Consider the following 17,715-nt stretch of genomic DNA (forward strand, 5'->3'; position numbering starts at 1 on the left):
ATTTAAATTTTAGTACATTAGACAAGATTTAAGGATAGATTTAATGAAGCAATGTATATATCATCTTGTCGTATTTATTTTTATTTACGGCTGTCAATCGCCTTCAGAAAGTAATTTAAACGTAGAAGTTGATCCAGAACTTAGAGATTCAATTTTAACTAATCTTAAGAAATTTGATGAAAATCGAGATAAAAAAAGGAGTTTAAAAAGGGCATTTGAATTTATACAGCAGATTAAAAATGATAGCTTGCAAATCAAATATTTAAAAACTTTAGATTATCGTGCTTTAAATTCGAATTCAGAAATTTATTTAAATATTAATTCACTTGGAAAAGAAAAAGCTGAAAAATATAATGATAACTTATCACTTGCCAATTTCTATTGGAATCTAGGGGATTATTATTTAACAAAAAACAGGTCAGATCAAGCCTATTATGCTTATAATGAAGCCCAACACCTTTATAATCTTGTAGGCGATTATGAAAATTATGCGCAGATGCTGTATAATTTAGCTTTGATACAGGGACAAGCCAAGGATTTTACAGGGGCCGAAGTTAATCTGGTTAAAGTAGCTGAAATTTCACAAGACACTAGAAATTACGAACTTTTATACAAAGCTTTTAGCCTGCTTGGAGTCACCAACTATAACCTCCAGAATTTTGAAGTGGCCATCAATTATTACAACAACGGTCTACAGGCTTCCGGGAAAATTGAAGATGCAGAACTATATCAGGCAGCAACCTATAACAATCTCGGCAACGTCTACGAAAAAATGGAGAACTATCAGTTAGCCATCAAAAACTACCGCAAGGCGCTTTCCACGAAAAACTTATATGACAGAGATCCCTATCTCTACGCGATGGCTCTGGACAATCTGGCTTATAACCGTCTAGAAACCGGAGAACTGCAGAATGTCTTACCCGATATGGAAAAGGCTTTAGACATCAGAAAACGCATTGAGCACCTGGCAGGCATTTCCATAAGTCAGCTCCATATTGCAGAGTTTTACGAATTTATTGGAGACACTTCTCAAGCTCTCGAGTACGCCAAAGCGGCTAATACTACAGCTCAAGAAAATAACAACAACCGGGATATTTTGAAATCCTGGAAGCTGCTGGCAGATCTCCAGCCAGACACCAGTTATGCTTATACCACCTCCTATATAGACCTTAGTGATAGTTTACAGGTAGAAGAACGAAAAGTTCGCAATAAGTTTGAACGCATTCGTTTTGAAACTGACGAAGTCATGGAACGCGCAGAAATGCTGGAGGAAGAGCGTACCGTCATCTTTCTTATCTCTTCCTTAATCATCATTATTGGGGGTTCTTTTTTCGTTCTTTATATTCAGCGCTCCAAAAATAGAGCCCTGGAACTGGAGCGTGATCAAAAGATTGCCGACGAAAAAATATATGAACTTCTTCTTATGCAGAGTGCAAGAAAAGATGAAGGGAAGCGAGAAGAGCGCGATCGTATCGCCAGGGAACTTCATGATAACATTCTTACAGAGCTATATGCCAACCGTATGAACCTGATGTTTTACAAGTATAAAACAGGCATTAAAGGCGATGAGAAATTCGGAAAACTTACCGATAACCTCATGGATGTCGAAAAGCAAATAAGAAATTTATCCCATGAACTGTCCAATACCTATTTTGATGAGCACAAAGAATTTGGTGATCTCATTCAGGGTTTGATCTACAAGCTTCAGCTGGAGCGTACGCATCAGTTAACGGTAGATGATTCGGTCAACTGGTCTACAATCGCTTCCAATATCAAGATGCATACTTATCGCATTCTTCAGGAAGCAATCATGAATATACAGAAACACGCTAATGCCAGCTTTGTTTTTATTAAATTTAGCATCAATGAAGAGGCGAATAAAATCGAATTTATAATAGAAGATGACGGAAAGGGCTTTAGCAGTAGTCAAAAGGCTGGAATTGGACTTAAAAATATAAAATCACGAGTTCAGGATATACATGGAAAAATAAGTATAGAGTCCAGACCAGGAAATGGAACAAAAATCAGTATTTTTATACCAATTAATTAAACATCATGCCTAACTACAACGTATTACTTGTCGATGATCACCCCATGATAATTGCTGGCTTCGAACAGGCTTTGGATATCATAAGTGAGAATAACGAAGAAATAAAATTCAAGAGAGATTCTGCGCAAAATTGCACTGATGCCGCAGATTATATCATGGATTCAAATCAGGCATACGATCTTATTTGCCTGGATCTTTCACTTCCGGGGAGTAAAGACGGGAAATATAATTCTGGAGAAGATTTGGCTAAGCTGGCTAGAAAATGCCAGTCTGAAGCTAAACTATTGATTTGCACCATGCTGGAAAACAACTATAAGGTGTTAAACGTCATGAGGAGAATTGATCCGGATGGTTTTCTGGTCAAGTCAGACACCAATCCAGACATCTTAATTTCAGCCATAGAAAACTTGCTTAACGGCAAGACCTACCAAAGCGCCACGGTTCACCAAATGTTGAAGCGAACGGTCGAATTTTCCCATAATATAGATGAAGATAATTTAAAAATACTCTATTTGTTATCTCAGGGAATTTTGACCAAAAACCTTCCAGAACATATGGGTCTTTCTCTCAGCGCTATAGAAAAGCGAAAAAAACAGATGAAGCAGTTTTTTGATATTTCTAATACCAATGACAAGATTCTTTTAGAAAAAGCAAAAGAGAAAGGCTTTCTCTAAAATCCTTTCTCTTTTGAATGTATAATAGCCATCACGAGTCACTCGTTCAGCAACTTTGAAATCTCATCGAGTTTAGGGGTTAAAACGACTTCAATTCGCCTGTTTTTAGCTCTGCCTTCTTCAGTAGTATTTGGAGCCAGGGGTACATACTCACCTTTTCCAGCCGCCGTTAAGTTTTGAGGATTTATAGTATCATTTTTCAAGAGTAGTTTTAATACTTCAGTGGCTCGTTTGGTAGATAAATCCCAGTTGTCGTTAATGGCGCCAGTTCCTCCATATGGGACATTATCGGTATGCCCTTCTATCAGCACGGCTATGTCTGGATTTTGAGCCAGGACCTTGGCGAGTTCCTGTACAGCTTTTTTTCCTTCGCTACCCACATTCCAGCTTCCAGAGGCAAATAAGAGTTTGTTTTCCATGGAAACATACACCTTACCATTTCTCATCTCCACACTAAGGCCCTGGCCTTCAAAATTAGTTAAGGCTCGAGACAGATTGTCTTTCAGATTTTTCATTTTCTGCTCCTTTTGAGCTATTAAGCCTTCTAATTCCTGGATACGCTGTAACCTGGCCTGCAGGTCTTTTTGAAGCTGCTCCAATCGATTTTGCTCTTTAGCGAGAGCAATTTCCTTGTCTTCCAGTTTTTGAAGCAATTCCCGGTTTTGTTTTGAATTTTCAGAAAGAGCCTGAGAGCTATTTTGCTCCAAAGCATCATAGGATGCTCTCAATTTCTCCAGAGTACTTTTGCTGGCTGTATAATCGGCTAAAAGATCGTCGCGCTGTGCTTTTAAAATTTCTATACGGTCTTTGGAATAATTCAATTCGTCTTGAAGTGCTATTTTTTCTGACTTACATTCCTCCAGCTTTCTGCTGAGTTCTTCATTGACGCCTCGAAGCGCATAATAATCCTCTTCAAGTTCTAAAAATTTCTTCTGACTGACACAGCCTATTAGGTTTAGGCTTAAGAATCCGATTAATAAATATCTTAATAGTTTCATTTGACTTTGGTTATAGGAAGTTTTAAAACGATGATTTTTAAATTTTATTTCAATTCTAAGAGGACAGGACAATGATCACTATGCTTTGCCTCAGGCAAAATCACAGATCTTGAAATTCTGTCTTCTATTTCATCCGACACCAAAAGGTAATCCAGTCTCCAGCCCTTGTTATTCTGTCTGGCATTGGCTCTGTAACTCCACCAGGAATACTGCACTACATCTTCGTTCATCTTTCTAAAGGAATCTACAAAACCAGATTCGCTGAGAAAAAGGGACAGCCATTCCCGTTCTGCAGGAAGAAAACCAGACACGGTTTTTAACCTCACGGGATCGTGAATATCTATAGCTTCATGGCAAATATTATAATCGCCGCAAACAACCAGGTTGGGCAGGTTTCTCTTTAAGTCCTCAATATAGATTTTGAAATCATCCATATAGGTGAATTTATAACTCAGTCGGTGATCATTAGTTCCCGAGGGGAGGTATAAACTCATCACGGAGAGCTCTTCAAAATCCAGTCTTAAGTTTCTGCCTTCATGGTCCATATAATCTATTCCTGTTCCATATTCCACGTGCTGAGGTTCGATTTTAGAAATAATACCCACACTGCTATAGCCTTTTTTCTCTGCGGAGTACCAGTAGCAATACCTGTAGCCGAGGTTTTCAAAAATAGAATCGTCTATTTGTTCCGGCTGAGCCTTGGTTTCCTGGAAACAAACCACATCTGCATCTGTTGCTTTCAGCCAATCTACAAGTCCTTTCTTAAGGGCGGCACGAATGCCGTTCACATTATATGATATAATCTTCATGTTTTCTTTTGTCTCAAAAATAAGGAATCCTGTTCAACATCATTCTTGCTGCAGCCTATATTTTACAGCCAAATTATTTTCAGCCGACAGACTTTTTAAATTGCTGAAAAATGAAATATTTTTGAGTTTTGGTGTGTTAATTATTTACAAATACTTTGTTTTTGCTTTTCAGAAAAGAATATGTGTCTTACATTTGTACCAGGATGAAGTTTTTTCATAATAGATTGGTTAGTTAAGAAAAGCCTTGAACGCTAGTTCAAGGCTTTTCTGTTTTTAGCCATTTTAGGAACTAAAAAAAGACTTTCCTTAGAAAGCCTTTTTAAAAATCCTGTCCCCTTCTAATCAAATTTAATCAGATAAGTGTTCTTCTTTCCTTTGTTTATCAACACATATTTTCCGTTGATCAGGTCAGATTCCGTAAGAACATAGTCCAGTCCTACCTTGGTTTTATTCACAGAAATGGAGTTTTCTTTAAGAGCTCGCCTTGCTTCTCCATTGGATTTTAGAAAATTGGTTTCAGCAGAAAGGGCAGCGATCATATCCAGTCCGTTTTCTAATAAGTCTTTATTCAGTTCTTTAAGAGGAACCCCTTCAAACACATCAAGAAAAGTGGCTTCGTCCAATTTGGCTAGATCTTCTTCAGTGCTTTTTCCAAATAAAACCTGAGAGGCTTCTTTGGCTTTTTCCAGGGCTTCCTTAGAATGAACAGTGGCTGTGATTTCATCAGCCAGCTTGCTTTGTAAGGCTCTTAAATGCGGCTCTTCTTTATGAGACCTGACAAGAGCTTCAATGTCTTCTTTTGTGAGGAAAGTGAATATTTTAATGAATTTTTCCGCGTCTTCATCACTGGTATTGATCCAATACTGATAGAATTTGTAAGGCGAAGTTTTATCGGGATCCAGCCAGATGTTTCCTGTTGCTGTTTTTCCAAATTTGGTGCCGTCAGCTTTAGTGATTAGAGGGCAAGTCAACGCAAAACCTTTGCCCTGATCGATGCGTCTTATCAGTTCTGTTCCTGTGGTGATATTTCCCCACTGGTCACTTCCTCCCATTTGCAGGGTGCAGTCCTGTGTACGGTATAAATGTAAGAAATCATAACCTTGAACTAACTGGTAGGTGAATTCCGTAAAACTCATCCCGTCCTTAGACTCTGATGATAAACGCTTTTTTACTGAATCCTTGGACATCATGTAATTGACGGTAATGTGTTTGCCCACATCTCTGATGAAATCCAGGAAGGAAAAGTCTTTCATCCAGTCGTAATTATTAACCAGTTGAGCTGAATTCTCGTCTTCAGTTTTAAAATCTAAAAATTTGGAAAGCTGATGCTTTAAGGCATTTTGATTATGCCTCAAGGTTTCTTCATCCAAGAGATTTCGCTCTTGAGATTTTCCAGAAGGATCGCCTATCATGCCTGTGGCACCACCTAGCAAAGCGACCGGCTTGTGCCCGGCAAGTTGGAAATGCCTCAGCATCATTACACCTACCAGGTGACCAATGTGCAGTGAGTCTGCGGTAGGATCTATACCCACGTAAGCTACTCTCGGTCCTTCATTTAGATGTTCCTGTGTGCCAGGCATTAGGTCATGCACCATGCCTCTCCAGGTCACTTCGTCTATAAAATCTCTTTTCATGCGTTGTTTTGATTTGCCACAAAGATATTATAATGAAAAAATTATCAACTTTCGAAATTCGTATATTTACCAAATGAATTTACTCACTGGAGCAACCGGACTTGTAGGAGCACACGTATTGGCTCAACTTATCCTGAATAAAGAGCATACAAGAGCTTTATTCAGGACCGAGCACAAAAGGCAACAGGCTTTAGCCGTAATTTTTAAATATGATATTTCTAAAGATGATCTCTCTAAGCATGTCGAGTGGATGGCCTGTGACATACTCAACATTCCAAAACTTGAAATCGCTTTTAAAGACATCACACAGGTTTATCATTGTGCGGGCTTTATAAGCAATAGTCCTTCAGATTATAAACAAATGCGTAAAGTCAATATTGAAGGCACCGCCAATATGGTAAATTTGTCTATTGATCATAAGATTGATAAATTTTGCCACGTGAGTTCAATTGCTGCCATGGGTAAACCGCTTATGGGGGATGAGGTAACTGAAGAAACGCCAATGGCTGAAGATCAGAAACCCTCAGCCTACGAAATAAGTAAATACGGAGCTGAGATGGAAGTTTGGAGAGCTTCACAAGAAGGATTAAAGGTGGTAATTGTCAACCCTGGCATTATTCTCGGTGATGGATTTTACGAATCGGGGAGTGGGGTGCTGCTTGATAAACTCAAAAAAGGATTAAAATTCTACCCGCCTAAAACCACTGGTTTTGTCGGTGTTTATGATGTGTCTAAAATCATGATTCAGTTGATGAATAGCCCCATTGTAAACCAAAGGTATCTTGTTGTTTCCGAAAACCTGTCCTTCAAAAAAGTGGCTGGTCGCTTCGCAGATCTATATGATAAGCCAGGTCCTAAGACAAAACTTAGACCTTGGATGCTTTACCTGGCCTGGTGTGTTGAAGTGCTGAGGTCTTTTTTTACTTCGTATAAAAGACAACTCACGCTTGAAGTTATCCCAAGTTTATTTGAGGATTCCTTATATTCTTCGGAAAAGATAAAAGGGGCATTGCATTTTAAATTTGAGACTTTAGAAGAATTTTCCAAAACGATTTATGAGCGTTCTTAGTCTTTAACTTTACTAATCTATTGCTTTCAGGAATGGCTTCTATTTTTATATGGAGTCTTTTACTTTATATTTTAATACTCTTTTGCTTTCAGGAATAGCTTCTATTTTTATGATGGAGTCTTTTCTTTTCTTTTCCAATCTTCTAAGACTGTCCCTTATTTTTGAAATGGAATCGTAAACCTTGTCAAGTCTTTTGATGCTATCCTTAGCCTGTTCAAAAATCTCAGAATTTTCATCGAATCTCAAATTATAGTAAAGAATGTTTTGTTTGAGATCTGTGCTGTCAATACCGTATTTTTGAGATAAGAATTGAAGAATTTCAATATTGAGTTCGTTTAATTTTTCTTCGTTGACAACAGCAGCAGCATCCAGCAGCACCATGTCGTAAACAAGATCTTTCATTTCAGATTTACTCAAGAGATTCTCGGGCTCTTCAATCTCTTCGACATTCTGGCAACTTGTAACTAAGACAAAAACAAGTAAACTTAAACACTTGATTGCTTTCATATTATCTGTTAAATTCAAGGCGTTCTCCAAAAAGGCCTTCATTAAATTTGAAATTTTCAAAAACCAGATGTCCATTGACGAAGGTATGGGATACTCTGGATTTGAAACTACTTCCTTCAAAGGGAGACCAGCCGCATTTGTAAAAAATATTTCTGGAATTTACCGTCCAGGGCGTCTGCATATCTATAAGAACTAAATCTGCCTTATAACCCTCTCTAATAAACCCTCGCTTATCGACATCAAACAGGATGGCGGGGTTATGGCACATCTTTTCCACAATTTTTTCAAGAGATAATTTTCCCTGATGATAAAATTCCAGCATGGCGGGTAACGCATGTTGAACAAGTGGTCCCCCGCTTGGAGCTTTTGTGTAAACGTTGTTTTTTTCTTCTTTAGTATGCGGAGCGTGGTCTGTGGCAACCACATCCAAAAGATTTTTATCCAGGGCCTTGAGCAGTTCGGTTCTGTCTTTTTTAGTTTTTACAGCCGGGTTCCACTTGATATAGGTTCCTTTCTCCTTATAGTCCGATTCATCAAACCACAGGTGATGAATACAGACCTCTGCAGTGATCTTTTTCTTTGCTAAAGGAAGTTTATTCGAAAACAACTTCAATTCTTTAGCTGTAGAAAGATGAAAAACATGCAGTCTGGCGCCTGTTTTTTTAGCAAGGGCAACAGCTTTGGAAGAAGATAAATAACAAGCTTCTTCACTTCTGATTTTTGGATGAAGATGAATTGGAATATCTTCCCCGTACTTTTTGAGGTAAGTTTCTAAATTTTTTTGAACCGTGTCTTCATCTTCGCAGTGGGTAGCGATAATTAAGGGTGAATGTTTAAATATTTCTTCTAAAACCTTTTCATTATCGACCAGCATATTACCTGTTGAGGAACCCAGAAACAGCTTAAGAGCTGCTGTGGTTTTTGGGTTTATTTTTTTGATTTCTTCCAGGTTATCATTGGTTCCGCCAAACATAAAAGAATAATTGGCGTACGAATTATCTTTAGCCAGAGCGAATTTTTCTTCCAGTTTTTCTATGCTGGTTGTCTGTGGATTGGTGTTTGGCATTTCAAAATAAGAAGTGATACCTCCGGCAACAGCAGCGCGTGATCCTGTAAGAGTCGTCTCTTTGTGAGTTAAGCCTGGTTCTCTAAAGTGGACCTGATCATCTATAATCCCAGGAATGAGATATTTCCCATCCGCATCAATAATTTTAATATGACTAGATTTGGCACTGATTGAGTTAGACACTTCTACGATGAAATTGTCTTTAATATGAACGTCGCCTTCGAAAATCTTGTTTTCGTTAACGATTTTAGCATTTTTGATTAGATATTCTCCCATAATTCAAATTTTTCCCCAAAGGCTTTTTAGCTTTAAGGTGATAACACCAAAAACGGCTTCTTTTATGATTCCACCGCTCATTTTGGATTTGCCTTTGGTTCGATCTGTAAAGATAACAGGTATTTCCTTGAGTCGAAATCCTTTTCTGTAGGCTTTAAATTTCATTTCTATTTGAAAAGCATAGCCAACAAATCTGATTTTATCCAAGTCTATGCTTTCAAGGACTTTACGGCGATAACAAATGAATCCTGCTGTAGTGTCTTCAATTGGTATTCTTGTGATTATTTTGACATACTTGGAAGCTAGCCAGGATAATAATACCCGTTTCATAGGCCAGTTGATGACATTTACCCCTGTGATGTATCGCGAACCGATAGACATGTCATAATTGTCTTTTAGGCAGGAGTTATAAAGCCTGATGAGATCATTGGGGTTGTGTGAAAAATCTGCATCCATTTCAAAAATGTAATCGTAAGACCTTTCCAGGGCCCATTTGAAACCGTGAAGATAAGCTTTGCCCAAGCCACTTTTATCAGCTCTGATTTCCAAATGTAATTTACCTTCGAAATCCTGCTGGAGTTTTTGAACTAGAGCCCAGGTTCTGTCGGGTGAGGAATCATCTACTACCAAAATTTCGAAATCCACAGGTTGGGAGAAAATATTTTTGATAATCTTCTCAATATTTTCAATTTCGTTATAGGTTGGTATGATGACTAATTTTTGAGGCATCAAATCTGCTTGAAAGTTGGGTAACAAATATATATTTTACAAGCTAATAGTCGTCTATAAAAGTTCATTTTAATTTACATTTGCTACAAACTTCACATTTGTTTTTAGCTTTAAGACCAGTACAGAATCACCATTGGGTAATAGGAATAACTTTGTTTATTCTTATACTTCTCGTTGTTTTGAAATGGAATAAAGACAATTATATCGTTTCTTTTGGGAGTTCCCTGTTTAATTCGAGTTTTTATTCTAGAAAATTTATTGAAAAAAGAAGAATTGACTTATCTGAAGTTTTAGTGTTTATAGCCAGCTTATTTGGAATTTCATTTTTCGTTTTTGTCATCTTAAGCGAAGGTGCTTTTTCAAGTGTAGTTTATTTACAGATTCTGTTTTTAGCAACTTTTATTTTGCTAAGTAAATATTTAATCGAAAAAATCATTGGAGACCTTTTTGAATTAGACCAACTGGTAGGCCGTTATTTGTTTTATAAACAAGGTGTTTTAAGCTGGCTCAGTTTATTTTTCCTTTTTCCTGCGGGCCTGCTCCTTTATTTTCAAAATATAGATAACAGTTCAGTGGTGTACGCTATTGCCGGTGTTTTAATTTCGATTTATGTATATAAGCTCTTCTCCTTTATAAGATTGTATCAAAAGCATATTTTATCTTATTGGTTTTATTTTATTTTATACCTTTGCGCTTTTGAAATTGCACCTTACTTAATAATTTTAAAATTTTTAAAATCAATCAATTAGGTAAGTGTAAGAAAAAACTAAGCTATATGAAAGTGAAAAATATTCTGATTTCACAACCAAAACCTAACGTTGATCACTCTCCTTATTCTGAACTCGAAGATAAGCTCAAAATCAAAATTGATTTTATCCCTTTTATTCATGTAGAGCCTGTAGATTCCAAACAGGTGAGGCAGCAGAAAATCGATATTACCAAGTTTTCTGCTATTATACTGACAAGTAGAAATGCGGTAGATCACTTTTTCAGGATTGCGGAAGAAATGAGGTATAAGATACCGGATAGTCTTAAATATTTTTGTTTGAGTGAAGCTGTGGCCTATTATCTTCAAAAGTATGTGGTCTATAGAAAGCGTAAGATTTATGTTGGAAAAAGAACCTTTCAGGAGCTTGAAGCCAGTATAAAAAAACATAAGGATGAAAAGTTTTTGCTCCCTTCATCCGATATGCTGAAACCGATTGTACCTCAACAGCTAGATAAGCTTGGTGTAGATTGGACAAGGGGTATTTTTTATAAAACCGTTGTAAGCGATTTATCACACTTAAGAGAAGTTTCTTACGATGTCGTGGTCTTCTTCAGTCCAAGTGGTATCAAATCTTTATACGAGAACTTCCCGGATTTCGAGCAAAAGAATACAAGAATAGCCGCCTTTGGCAATTCAACTATAAAAGCTGCCGAGGAAAAAGGATTGAAAGTTCAAATACAAGCGCCAACCCCTCAAAACCCATCCATGACGATGGCTTTAGAAAATTATATAAAGGAAAATTAATCTTATTTTTTAATACAAAATACAAAGCCGAAACATCACTGTTTCGGCTTTGTTGTGTTTTTATAAAGCATCAGGCCTTAGGAGCGCCTTCTATGATTTCTGAATCTGCATAAGCTTCAAATTTTTTGAAATTATCCTTAAAGGATTTAGCAAGCGTTTTGGCTTTTGCATCATAGGCTTCCTGGTCCGCCCAGGTATCCCGGGGATTCAATACCTCAGTTGGAACGCCGGGGCAGGTCTTTGGTGTAGCTATATTGAAGATTTCATGGGTAGTGTACTCCACGCTATCCAATTGTCCTTCCAAGGCCGCTGTAATCATGGCTCTTGTATATTTAAGCTTCATTCTGCTTCCTGTCCCGTAAGGGCCTCCTGTCCAGCCCGTATTGATTAACCAAACGTTTACTCCGGCATCTTTCATTTTTTTACTTAGCATTTCACCATACCTTGCTGGGTGAAGTGGCATAAACGGAGCGCCAAAACAGGCCGAAAAGCTTGGTATAGGTTCTGTTACCCCTGCTTCTGTTCCCGCTACTTTGGCGGTATAACCACTTATAAAATGAAATGCAGCTTGTCCCGGTGTAAGTTTACTGATAGGAGGCAGGACCCCAAACGCATCTGCGGTCAAGAAAAATATATTTTTTGGGTTTTTACCTACTGAGTTGGGTTGTAAATTATCGATATGGTGAATGGGGTAACTCACCCGTGTATTTTGAGTGATACTGCTATTGGTGAAATCCACTTTGCCGTTTTTTAAGATCACATTTTCCAGGAGTGCTCCCGGTTTTATGGCATCATAAATTTCTTGTTCGTTTTCTCTCGAGAGATTTATCACTTTAGCATAACAACCTCCTTCAAAATTGAATACCGTATTTTCATTGGTCCAGCCATGCTCATCATCGCCTATGAGCTTTCTGTGGGGGTCTGCAGAGAGGGTGGTTTTCCCTGTTCCTGAAAGACCGAAAAATATTGCCGTATCACCTTCTTTACCCACATTGGCAGAGCAATGCATGGGTAAGGTGTTCTTCATGACAGGAAGTATAAAGTTGAGGGCCGAAAAAATACCTTTTTTAATTTCACCTGTATAGCCAGTCCCTCCAATCAAAGCTATTTTACGTGTGAAATTGAGTATGGCAAAATTATGAGCTCGTGTACCGTCAACCTCAGGATCTGCCATAAAGCCTGGAGCATTAACGACAGTCCATTCTGGTGTAAAGTTTTCTAACTCTTCTTCAGTAGGGCGCAAAAACATATTATACGCAAACATATTACTCCAGGGCAATTCATTGATATGTCTTATGTTCAGGCGGTAGTTATCATCGGCACAGGCATATGCATCTCTTACATAAAGCTCTTTACCGCTCAAATAATTCACTACTTTATCGTAGAGTTTATCAAATTTGCTTGGTTTAAAAGCAAGGTTGATTTCACTCCACCACACTTCGTCTTTGGTGATGTCGTCTTTTACAATAAATCGATCCTTGGGAGAACGTCCCGTAAATTCACCGGTGTTTATGGCTAAGGCACCAGAATCTGCTTCAACACCCTGTTCTTTCTCAAGAGTGATTTTGTGTAATTCTTTAGGGGAGAGCTGATAGTTAACGGATTTGGAATGGATGCCATACTTTTCTAACTCAATCGTTTTCGTAATTTCATTTAAATTACTCATAATATTGTTGTGTTGTTGTTATGGCATACAAATCTAATGAGTTTAAATTTAAATGGAGAAGCTAATTCTTATAAATTATCAGGTTTTTTTAAAAGATTAAAAAAGACTAAGGCCCAGCTCAAAATAAGCAGAGTTCCCCCTACAGGCGTGATCCATGCTATGTTTTTAAAATCAAAGCCTGTAAGTTCATTGGTTGCTAAACCATAAATAGAGCCAGAAAAAAAAAGGACACCTAAAAGAATTAACCAAAAAATGGTTTTGTTTAACCTTGGAGTTGTAAATTTTTGAGAAGACAGAAACATCAAAAACAGGGAATGATAAATTTGATATTTTACGCCGGTCTCAAATGTAGCTATGGCATCTTCAGAAATGAGATTTTCCAGACCATGTGCAGCAAAAGCACCCAAAATAATTCCGATAAAACCTAAACTGCTCCCCAGTAAAATCAACTTTTTTTGAGTCTCCATTTCTATGTGCTTTATATTATGTAATTTCAAATTTTACTCAAAATTAATCATTAAAATTCATATTAGATCATGAGATCCATCTTAATCATAGGCGCTGGCAAGTCTACTTCTTCACTTATAAGATTTTTGCTAAGCAAATCCGAAACTCAAGAATTCAAACTCATTATTGCAGATAAATCTATCGAATCCGCTCAAAGCTTGGCAAATGATCATGCTCATGCGACGGCACTAGCCTTAGATATTTTTGATGCCTCAGCAAGAGAGCAGGCTATACAAAACGCAGATATCGTGATCTCTATGCTTCCTGCAAGATTTCATATAGAAGTAGCGCAGGATTGTCTGAAATTCAATAAAAATATGGTGACGGCTTCATACGTCTCCAAAGAGATGCAGGCTCTTGACGATGAGGTGAGGGAAAAAGGACTGACGTTTATGAACGAGATTGGTGTGGACCCCGGGGTGGACCATATGAGTGCCATGCAGGTGATTGACCGAATTAGATCGCAAGGCGGGAAGATGCTGCTTTTTGAATCTTTTACAGGTGGCCTGGTGGCTCCCGAAAGCGATGATAATCTTTGGAATTATAAATTTACCTGGAATCCAAGAAATGTGGTGGTAGCTGGACAAGGCGGCGCAGCTGAGTTTATACAGGAAGGTCAATATAAATATATTCCCTATCAGCGACTTTTTCGTAGAACCGAATTTTTACAGATTCCTAAATACGGACGATTTGAAGGCCTGGCCAATAGAAATTCTCTGGCTTATAGAAGTATCTATGGCCTGGAAGATATTCCGACTTTGTACAGAGGGACTTTACGCCGGGTTGGTTTCAGCAAGGCCTGGAATGTCTTCGTGCAACTGGGAATGACAGATGACACCTATTCTATGCAGGATACCGAAGAGATGACTTACAGATCCTTTGTCAATTCTTTTTTGCCTTATTCACCTACAGATTCAGTTGAACTTAAATTGAGATTGAGCTTAAAAATCGATCAGGACGATTTGATCTGGGATAAACTCCTTGAGCTGGACCTTTTCAATTCGGATAAAAAAATTGGTATTAAGAACGCTACTCCAGCTCAGGCTTTACAGAAAATCTTGGAAGAAAAGTGGACTTTGAAAGCGGAGGATAAAGACATGATAGTGATGTATCATAAATTCGGTTTTGAACTCGAGGGCAAACAGAAGCAAATCGATTCTACCATGGTGAGCATTGGCGAAGATCAGACGTATACAGCGATGGCCAAAACCGTAGGTTTACCCTTAGGAATTGCTGCCTTGAAGATCTTAAACGGTGAAATTCAAAAACCCGGTGTTCTGAGGCCGATTCATCCGGAAATTTATAATCCCATTTTAAAAACTCTAGAGGATTATGATATCAAGTTTGAAGAAACAGAAAAAGAATATATGGGCTATAATCCAGACCAGCTTTTATAGGCGCTAGATTTCAAAAGCATTGCCCATCACTACCATATCTGCGCCAGCCTGGTAAGCGGTTTCTTTTTGAAGCTCGGTCCTGATGCCGCCTCCAACAACAAGGGGGACGGAGGTGTTTTTTTTAACTTCTGAAATGATTTCTGCTGAAACCGGCCAGGCGGCTCCGCTTCCAGCTTCAAGATAAATAAGCTGTTTCCCGGAAAATTGTCCGGCTAAAGCAGTGTGAACGATAGTGTCAATTTGGTCTGGTGGAATGGCTTTAGTCTGGCTCACTTCCAGTACTGACGTGGGAACGCCACCGTCTATCAAAATGTAGCCTGTTGGTATAATTTCTAAAGAAGAATGCTGAAGTTTCGAAATACTTTTGACTTGCTGGGTGATCAGATATTCGGGATTACGACCCGACAGTAAGCTTAAAAATAAAATGGCATCCGCCTGATCTGTGATCTGGCTGACATCCCCTGGAAATAAGATAAGGGGAAGTTCGGTGTTTTTTTTCAGTTGATTAACGACTAATTCAGTCTGTCCATTTCTGACCTGACTTCCTCCAACAAATAAATAAGAGGTGGAACCGGGAATCCGATTCAAAAAATCTTTAGTTGCAGACAGGTCAAATTTATCAGGATCTATCAAAATACTCAATAGCCTTTGTTTGTTTTGAACAGCTTGTGTTATAGATTCAAAAATAGAACTGGAGCTTCCTTTATTCATGAGCTAAAGCATAAACACAGGTGAAATTTTCAAACTCCATAAAATTTAAGGTGTAGTTAGTTACTTTTTGGTCGTGGGTGACCCTGGCCGTCGTTTTCTGATCTGAAATATTGAAATCTTCTACGAAGATGTCATGCAGAAATAAAAGCCCTTTTTTACCATATAATTTGTAAAGCGATTCTTTAGCACCCCAGACAATGGTTAGTTTTCGGACTAAATCTTCGCCAGTGCCCAGTGCCTTGTATTCTTCAATAGGAGTGAATTTCGGGGCGATGAGTTTGATTTTATCGCGTTGTTTTTCAATATCAATCCCCACTTTTTTATCAGAAACGATGACGGCTGTAAATTCGTAAGAATGCGTGATTGAAATATGCCTTCCGTCTTTAAGATGAGGTTTGCCTTTTTCGTCATAGCTCAGGTCAAAATCAGAATAGCCAAAAACCTGAAGCAAATGCCGAATACTCATAAAGCCTTTTTTATGGATTTCAGACTTCATTCCATCGTAGCGGCTTCGGCAGTAATCGGTTAATTGAATTCCGTCTTCAAGATCCTCCAAAGTTTCTTCAATTTTCCAAATAAGTGCGCTTGTTGCTTCATCTACTGTTATTCTTTTGTAAATCGACATAAAGTTAGTATGGGTTTCCTTAATTTTGTTTTCAAAAATATAATAAAATTAATTATGAGTACAGAAACACTACCTTATACTCCTTACAAAGTCAAAGATATTACATTGGCAGAATGGGGAAGACGCGAAATAGAACTGGCGGAGTCAGAAATGCCGGGATTGATGGCACTGAGAGAAGAATTTGGCAATGAAAAACCACTTAAAGGCGCTCGTATTGCCGGATGTTTACACATGACTATTCAAACCGCTGTTCTTATCGAAACCCTGGTCGAACTTGGAGCTGAGGTAACGTGGAGTTCTTGTAATATATTTTCAACTCAAGACCATGCGGCTGCAGCTATTGCAGAAGCAGGTGTCGCGGTTTACGCCTGGAAAGGAATGACCGAGGAAGAATTTAACTGGTGTATTGAGCAGACTTTATTTTTCGGTGAGGATAAAAAACCCCTAAATATGATTCTGGATGATGGTGGAGATCTTACCAATATGGTGCTTGACGATTATCCGCAGTTAGCAGAGGGTATCAAAGGTCTTTCTGAAGAAACCACAACCGGTGTTCACAGACTTTACGAAAGAATGAAAAAAGGAACACTGCCTATGCCGGCTATCAATGTAAATGATTCTGTGACCAAATCTAAGTTTGATAACAAATACGGCTGTAGAGAAAGTGCAGTGGATGCCATAAGAAGAGCAACTGACTTAATGCTAGCTGGAAAACGAGTCATCGTTTGTGGTTATGGAGATGTGGGGAAAGGAACTGCTGCTTCTTTTAAAGGTGCCGGTTCTATAGTTACCATTACTGAAATTGATCCCATTTGTGCATTGCAGGCGGCCATGGACGGATTTGAAGTGAAAAAGCTTGAAACTGTAGCGCCAACCGCAGATATCGTTATCACAACTACGGGGAATAAAGACATCATAAGAGGTGAGCATTTTGAGTCCTTTAAAGATAAAACCATCGTCTGTAACATCGGTCATTTTGATAACGAAATCGACGTAGCCTGGCTAAAGAAAAACCATGGTGATACACGTGTGGAGATCAAACCACAGGTCGATAAATATACCATTAACGGGAAAGATATTATACTTCTTGCCGAGGGTAGACTGGTCAATCTGGGTTGTGCCACGGGTCACCCAAGTTTTGTGATGAGTAATTCATTTACAAACCAGACTTTAGCCCAGTTAGAGCTTTGGAGAAATACAGACCAGTACAAAAATGAAGTGTATATGTTGCCAAAACATCTGGATGAAAAAGTAGCCAAACTTCACTTAGAGCGTATCGGTGTTGAATTGACGGAGTTAAAATCTGATCAGGCTGACTATATCGGCGTAAATGTTGGAGGTCCTTTCAAACCGGAATACTACAGATATTAATTGATTTAAATGAAAGTCAATCTTAGAAAAACCAAGTCTTAAGGCTTGGTTTTTTGTTTTTAATCTAAATTTACTGCTTTAGGTCTCGGTCCTTTTTTATCGACTGATCAGCC

General features: G+C 38.3%; 17 protein-coding genes. 7 read left to right on the top strand and 10 right to left on the bottom strand.

Annotated elements, in window-relative coordinates; genetic code table 11:
* The first annotated feature begins 43 nt into the window (after nucleotides 1–43).
* Both BLP81_RS00900 and BLP81_RS00905 read left to right on the top strand, forming a co-directional pair.
* The gene (locus tag BLP81_RS00900) at nucleotides 44–2,050 is read left to right on the top strand and encodes a tetratricopeptide repeat-containing sensor histidine kinase (protein WP_093364401.1); all 2,007 of its coding nucleotides are present in this window, start codon (nucleotides 44–46) and stop codon (nucleotides 2,048–2,050) included.
* A gap of 5 nt (nucleotides 2,051–2,055) precedes the next feature.
* Entirely contained in the window at nucleotides 2,056–2,724 is a 669-nt protein-coding gene (locus BLP81_RS00905) for a response regulator (protein ID WP_093364404.1), read from the top strand.
* 38 nt (nucleotides 2,725–2,762) lie between these two features.
* Here BLP81_RS00905 and BLP81_RS00910 read toward each other — a convergent pair whose 3' ends face one another.
* The 3 genes from BLP81_RS00910 to tyrS form a co-directional block, all read right to left on the bottom strand.
* Entirely contained in the window at nucleotides 2,763–3,722 is a 960-nt protein-coding gene (locus BLP81_RS00910) for an OmpA/MotB family protein (protein WP_093364710.1), read from the bottom strand.
* Nucleotides 3,723–3,766: 44 nt separating this feature from the next.
* The gene (locus BLP81_RS00915) at nucleotides 3,767–4,531 is read right to left on the bottom strand and encodes an exodeoxyribonuclease III (RefSeq protein ID WP_093364407.1); all 765 of its coding nucleotides are present in this window, start codon (nucleotides 4,529–4,531) and stop codon (nucleotides 3,767–3,769) included.
* Between the two features lie 338 nt (nucleotides 4,532–4,869).
* Nucleotides 4,870–6,165, bottom strand: a complete 1,296-nt coding sequence (tyrS, locus tag BLP81_RS00925) for a tyrosine--tRNA ligase (RefSeq protein ID WP_093364413.1) — start codon at nucleotides 6,163–6,165, stop codon at nucleotides 4,870–4,872.
* A 73-nt stretch (nucleotides 6,166–6,238) separates the two neighbouring features.
* Here tyrS and BLP81_RS00930 point away from each other — a divergent pair, with 73 nt between their 5' ends.
* Nucleotides 6,239–7,234, top strand: coding sequence for an SDR family oxidoreductase (locus tag BLP81_RS00930; protein WP_245686388.1), 996 nt, complete (start codon nucleotides 6,239–6,241; stop codon nucleotides 7,232–7,234).
* A 45-nt stretch (nucleotides 7,235–7,279) separates the two neighbouring features.
* Here the strand turns inward: BLP81_RS00930 and BLP81_RS00935 are convergent, their stop codons facing one another.
* The 3 genes from BLP81_RS00935 to BLP81_RS00945 are packed head-to-tail and all read right to left on the bottom strand — an operon-like array spanning nucleotide 7,280 to nucleotide 9,812.
* Nucleotides 7,280–7,741, bottom strand: coding sequence for a DUF4296 domain-containing protein (locus BLP81_RS00935; RefSeq protein ID WP_093364712.1), 462 nt, complete (start codon nucleotides 7,739–7,741; stop codon nucleotides 7,280–7,282).
* Between the two features lies 1 nt (nucleotide 7,742).
* The gene (locus BLP81_RS00940) at nucleotides 7,743–9,083 is read right to left on the bottom strand and encodes a dihydroorotase (protein ID WP_093364419.1); all 1,341 of its coding nucleotides are present in this window, start codon (nucleotides 9,081–9,083) and stop codon (nucleotides 7,743–7,745) included.
* Nucleotides 9,084–9,086: 3 nt separating this feature from the next.
* Nucleotides 9,087–9,812, bottom strand: coding sequence for a polyprenol monophosphomannose synthase (locus BLP81_RS00945; RefSeq protein ID WP_093364422.1), 726 nt, complete (start codon nucleotides 9,810–9,812; stop codon nucleotides 9,087–9,089).
* 80 nt (nucleotides 9,813–9,892) lie between these two features.
* On the opposite strand from BLP81_RS00945, the gene BLP81_RS00950 reads away from it, so the two are divergent.
* Both BLP81_RS00950 and BLP81_RS00955 read left to right on the top strand, forming a co-directional pair.
* A complete protein-coding gene (locus BLP81_RS00950; protein WP_245686389.1) occupies nucleotides 9,893–10,561 on the top strand; it encodes a DUF4271 domain-containing protein in 669 nt (222 codons plus the stop codon).
* Between the two features lie 26 nt (nucleotides 10,562–10,587).
* Complete coding sequence (locus BLP81_RS00955) at nucleotides 10,588–11,325, top strand: uroporphyrinogen-III synthase (RefSeq protein WP_093364429.1); 738 nt, start codon at nucleotides 10,588–10,590, stop codon at nucleotides 11,323–11,325.
* Nucleotides 11,326–11,395: 70 nt separating this feature from the next.
* Here BLP81_RS00955 and pckA read toward each other — a convergent pair whose 3' ends face one another.
* Nucleotides 11,396–12,991, bottom strand: coding sequence for a phosphoenolpyruvate carboxykinase (ATP) (pckA, locus tag BLP81_RS00960; RefSeq protein WP_093364432.1), 1,596 nt, complete (start codon nucleotides 12,989–12,991; stop codon nucleotides 11,396–11,398).
* Nucleotides 12,992–13,059: 68 nt separating this feature from the next.
* Nucleotides 13,060–13,458, bottom strand: coding sequence for a DUF423 domain-containing protein (locus BLP81_RS00965; protein ID WP_093364434.1), 399 nt, complete (start codon nucleotides 13,456–13,458; stop codon nucleotides 13,060–13,062).
* Between the two features lie 69 nt (nucleotides 13,459–13,527).
* Here BLP81_RS00965 and BLP81_RS00970 point away from each other — a divergent pair, with 69 nt between their 5' ends.
* Nucleotides 13,528–14,895, top strand: a complete 1,368-nt coding sequence (locus BLP81_RS00970; protein ID WP_093364437.1) for a saccharopine dehydrogenase family protein — start codon at nucleotides 13,528–13,530, stop codon at nucleotides 14,893–14,895.
* 3 nt (nucleotides 14,896–14,898) lie between these two features.
* Here BLP81_RS00970 and BLP81_RS00975 read toward each other — a convergent pair whose 3' ends face one another.
* The gene (locus tag BLP81_RS00975) at nucleotides 14,899–15,606 is read right to left on the bottom strand and encodes a phosphoglycerol geranylgeranyltransferase (protein WP_093364440.1); all 708 of its coding nucleotides are present in this window, start codon (nucleotides 15,604–15,606) and stop codon (nucleotides 14,899–14,901) included.
* Nucleotides 15,599–16,231 carry a 4'-phosphopantetheinyl transferase family protein gene (locus BLP81_RS00980; RefSeq protein ID WP_093364442.1) on the bottom strand — a complete coding sequence of 211 codons (633 nt, stop codon included), beginning with the start codon at nucleotides 16,229–16,231 and terminating at the stop codon, nucleotides 15,599–15,601. Before BLP81_RS00980 ends, BLP81_RS00975 begins: the two co-directional genes overlap by 8 nt.
* Before the next feature lie 54 nt (nucleotides 16,232–16,285).
* Here BLP81_RS00980 and ahcY point away from each other — a divergent pair, with 54 nt between their 5' ends.
* Nucleotides 16,286–17,602, top strand: coding sequence for an adenosylhomocysteinase (gene ahcY / locus BLP81_RS00985; protein ID WP_093364720.1), 1,317 nt, complete (start codon nucleotides 16,286–16,288; stop codon nucleotides 17,600–17,602).
* The last annotated feature ends 113 nt before the right edge of the window (nucleotides 17,603–17,715 follow it).

It is taken from the genome of Psychroflexus sediminis (genome assembly GCF_900099815.1).
In the GTDB taxonomy this organism is placed as follows: Bacteria; Bacteroidota; Bacteroidia; order Flavobacteriales; family Flavobacteriaceae; genus Psychroflexus; species Psychroflexus sediminis.

Bases quoted from the DNA above. Each gene is read 5' to 3' on its own strand.
- BLP81_RS00900 (WP_093364401.1), top strand. From the start codon at position 44: ATGAAGCAATGTATATATCATCTTGTCGTATTTATTTTTATTTACGGC.
- BLP81_RS00905 (WP_093364404.1), top strand. From the start codon at position 2,056: ATGCCTAACTACAACGTATTACTTGTCGATGATCACCCCATGATAATT.
- BLP81_RS00910 (WP_093364710.1), bottom strand. From the start codon at position 3,722: ATGAAACTATTAAGATATTTATTAATCGGATTCTTAAGCCTAAACCTA.
- BLP81_RS00915 (WP_093364407.1), bottom strand. From the start codon at position 4,531: ATGAAGATTATATCATATAATGTGAACGGCATTCGTGCCGCCCTTAAG.
- tyrS (WP_093364413.1), bottom strand. From the start codon at position 6,165: ATGAAAAGAGATTTTATAGACGAAGTGACCTGGAGAGGCATGGTGCAT.
- BLP81_RS00930 (WP_245686388.1), top strand. From the start codon at position 6,239: ATGAATTTACTCACTGGAGCAACCGGACTTGTAGGAGCACACGTATTG.
- BLP81_RS00935 (WP_093364712.1), bottom strand. From the start codon at position 7,741: ATGAAAGCAATCAAGTGTTTAAGTTTACTTGTTTTTGTCTTAGTTACA.
- BLP81_RS00940 (WP_093364419.1), bottom strand. From the start codon at position 9,083: ATGGGAGAATATCTAATCAAAAATGCTAAAATCGTTAACGAAAACAAG.
- BLP81_RS00945 (WP_093364422.1), bottom strand. From the start codon at position 9,812: ATGCCTCAAAAATTAGTCATCATACCAACCTATAACGAAATTGAAAAT.
- BLP81_RS00955 (WP_093364429.1), top strand. From the start codon at position 10,588: ATGAAAGTGAAAAATATTCTGATTTCACAACCAAAACCTAACGTTGAT.
- pckA (WP_093364432.1), bottom strand. From the start codon at position 12,991: ATGAGTAATTTAAATGAAATTACGAAAACGATTGAGTTAGAAAAGTAT.
- BLP81_RS00965 (WP_093364434.1), bottom strand. From the start codon at position 13,458: ATGGAGACTCAAAAAAAGTTGATTTTACTGGGGAGCAGTTTAGGTTTT.
- BLP81_RS00970 (WP_093364437.1), top strand. From the start codon at position 13,528: ATGAGATCCATCTTAATCATAGGCGCTGGCAAGTCTACTTCTTCACTT.
- BLP81_RS00975 (WP_093364440.1), bottom strand. From the start codon at position 15,606: ATGAATAAAGGAAGCTCCAGTTCTATTTTTGAATCTATAACACAAGCT.
- BLP81_RS00980 (WP_093364442.1), bottom strand. From the start codon at position 16,231: ATGTCGATTTACAAAAGAATAACAGTAGATGAAGCAACAAGCGCACTT.
- ahcY (WP_093364720.1), top strand. From the start codon at position 16,286: ATGAGTACAGAAACACTACCTTATACTCCTTACAAAGTCAAAGATATT.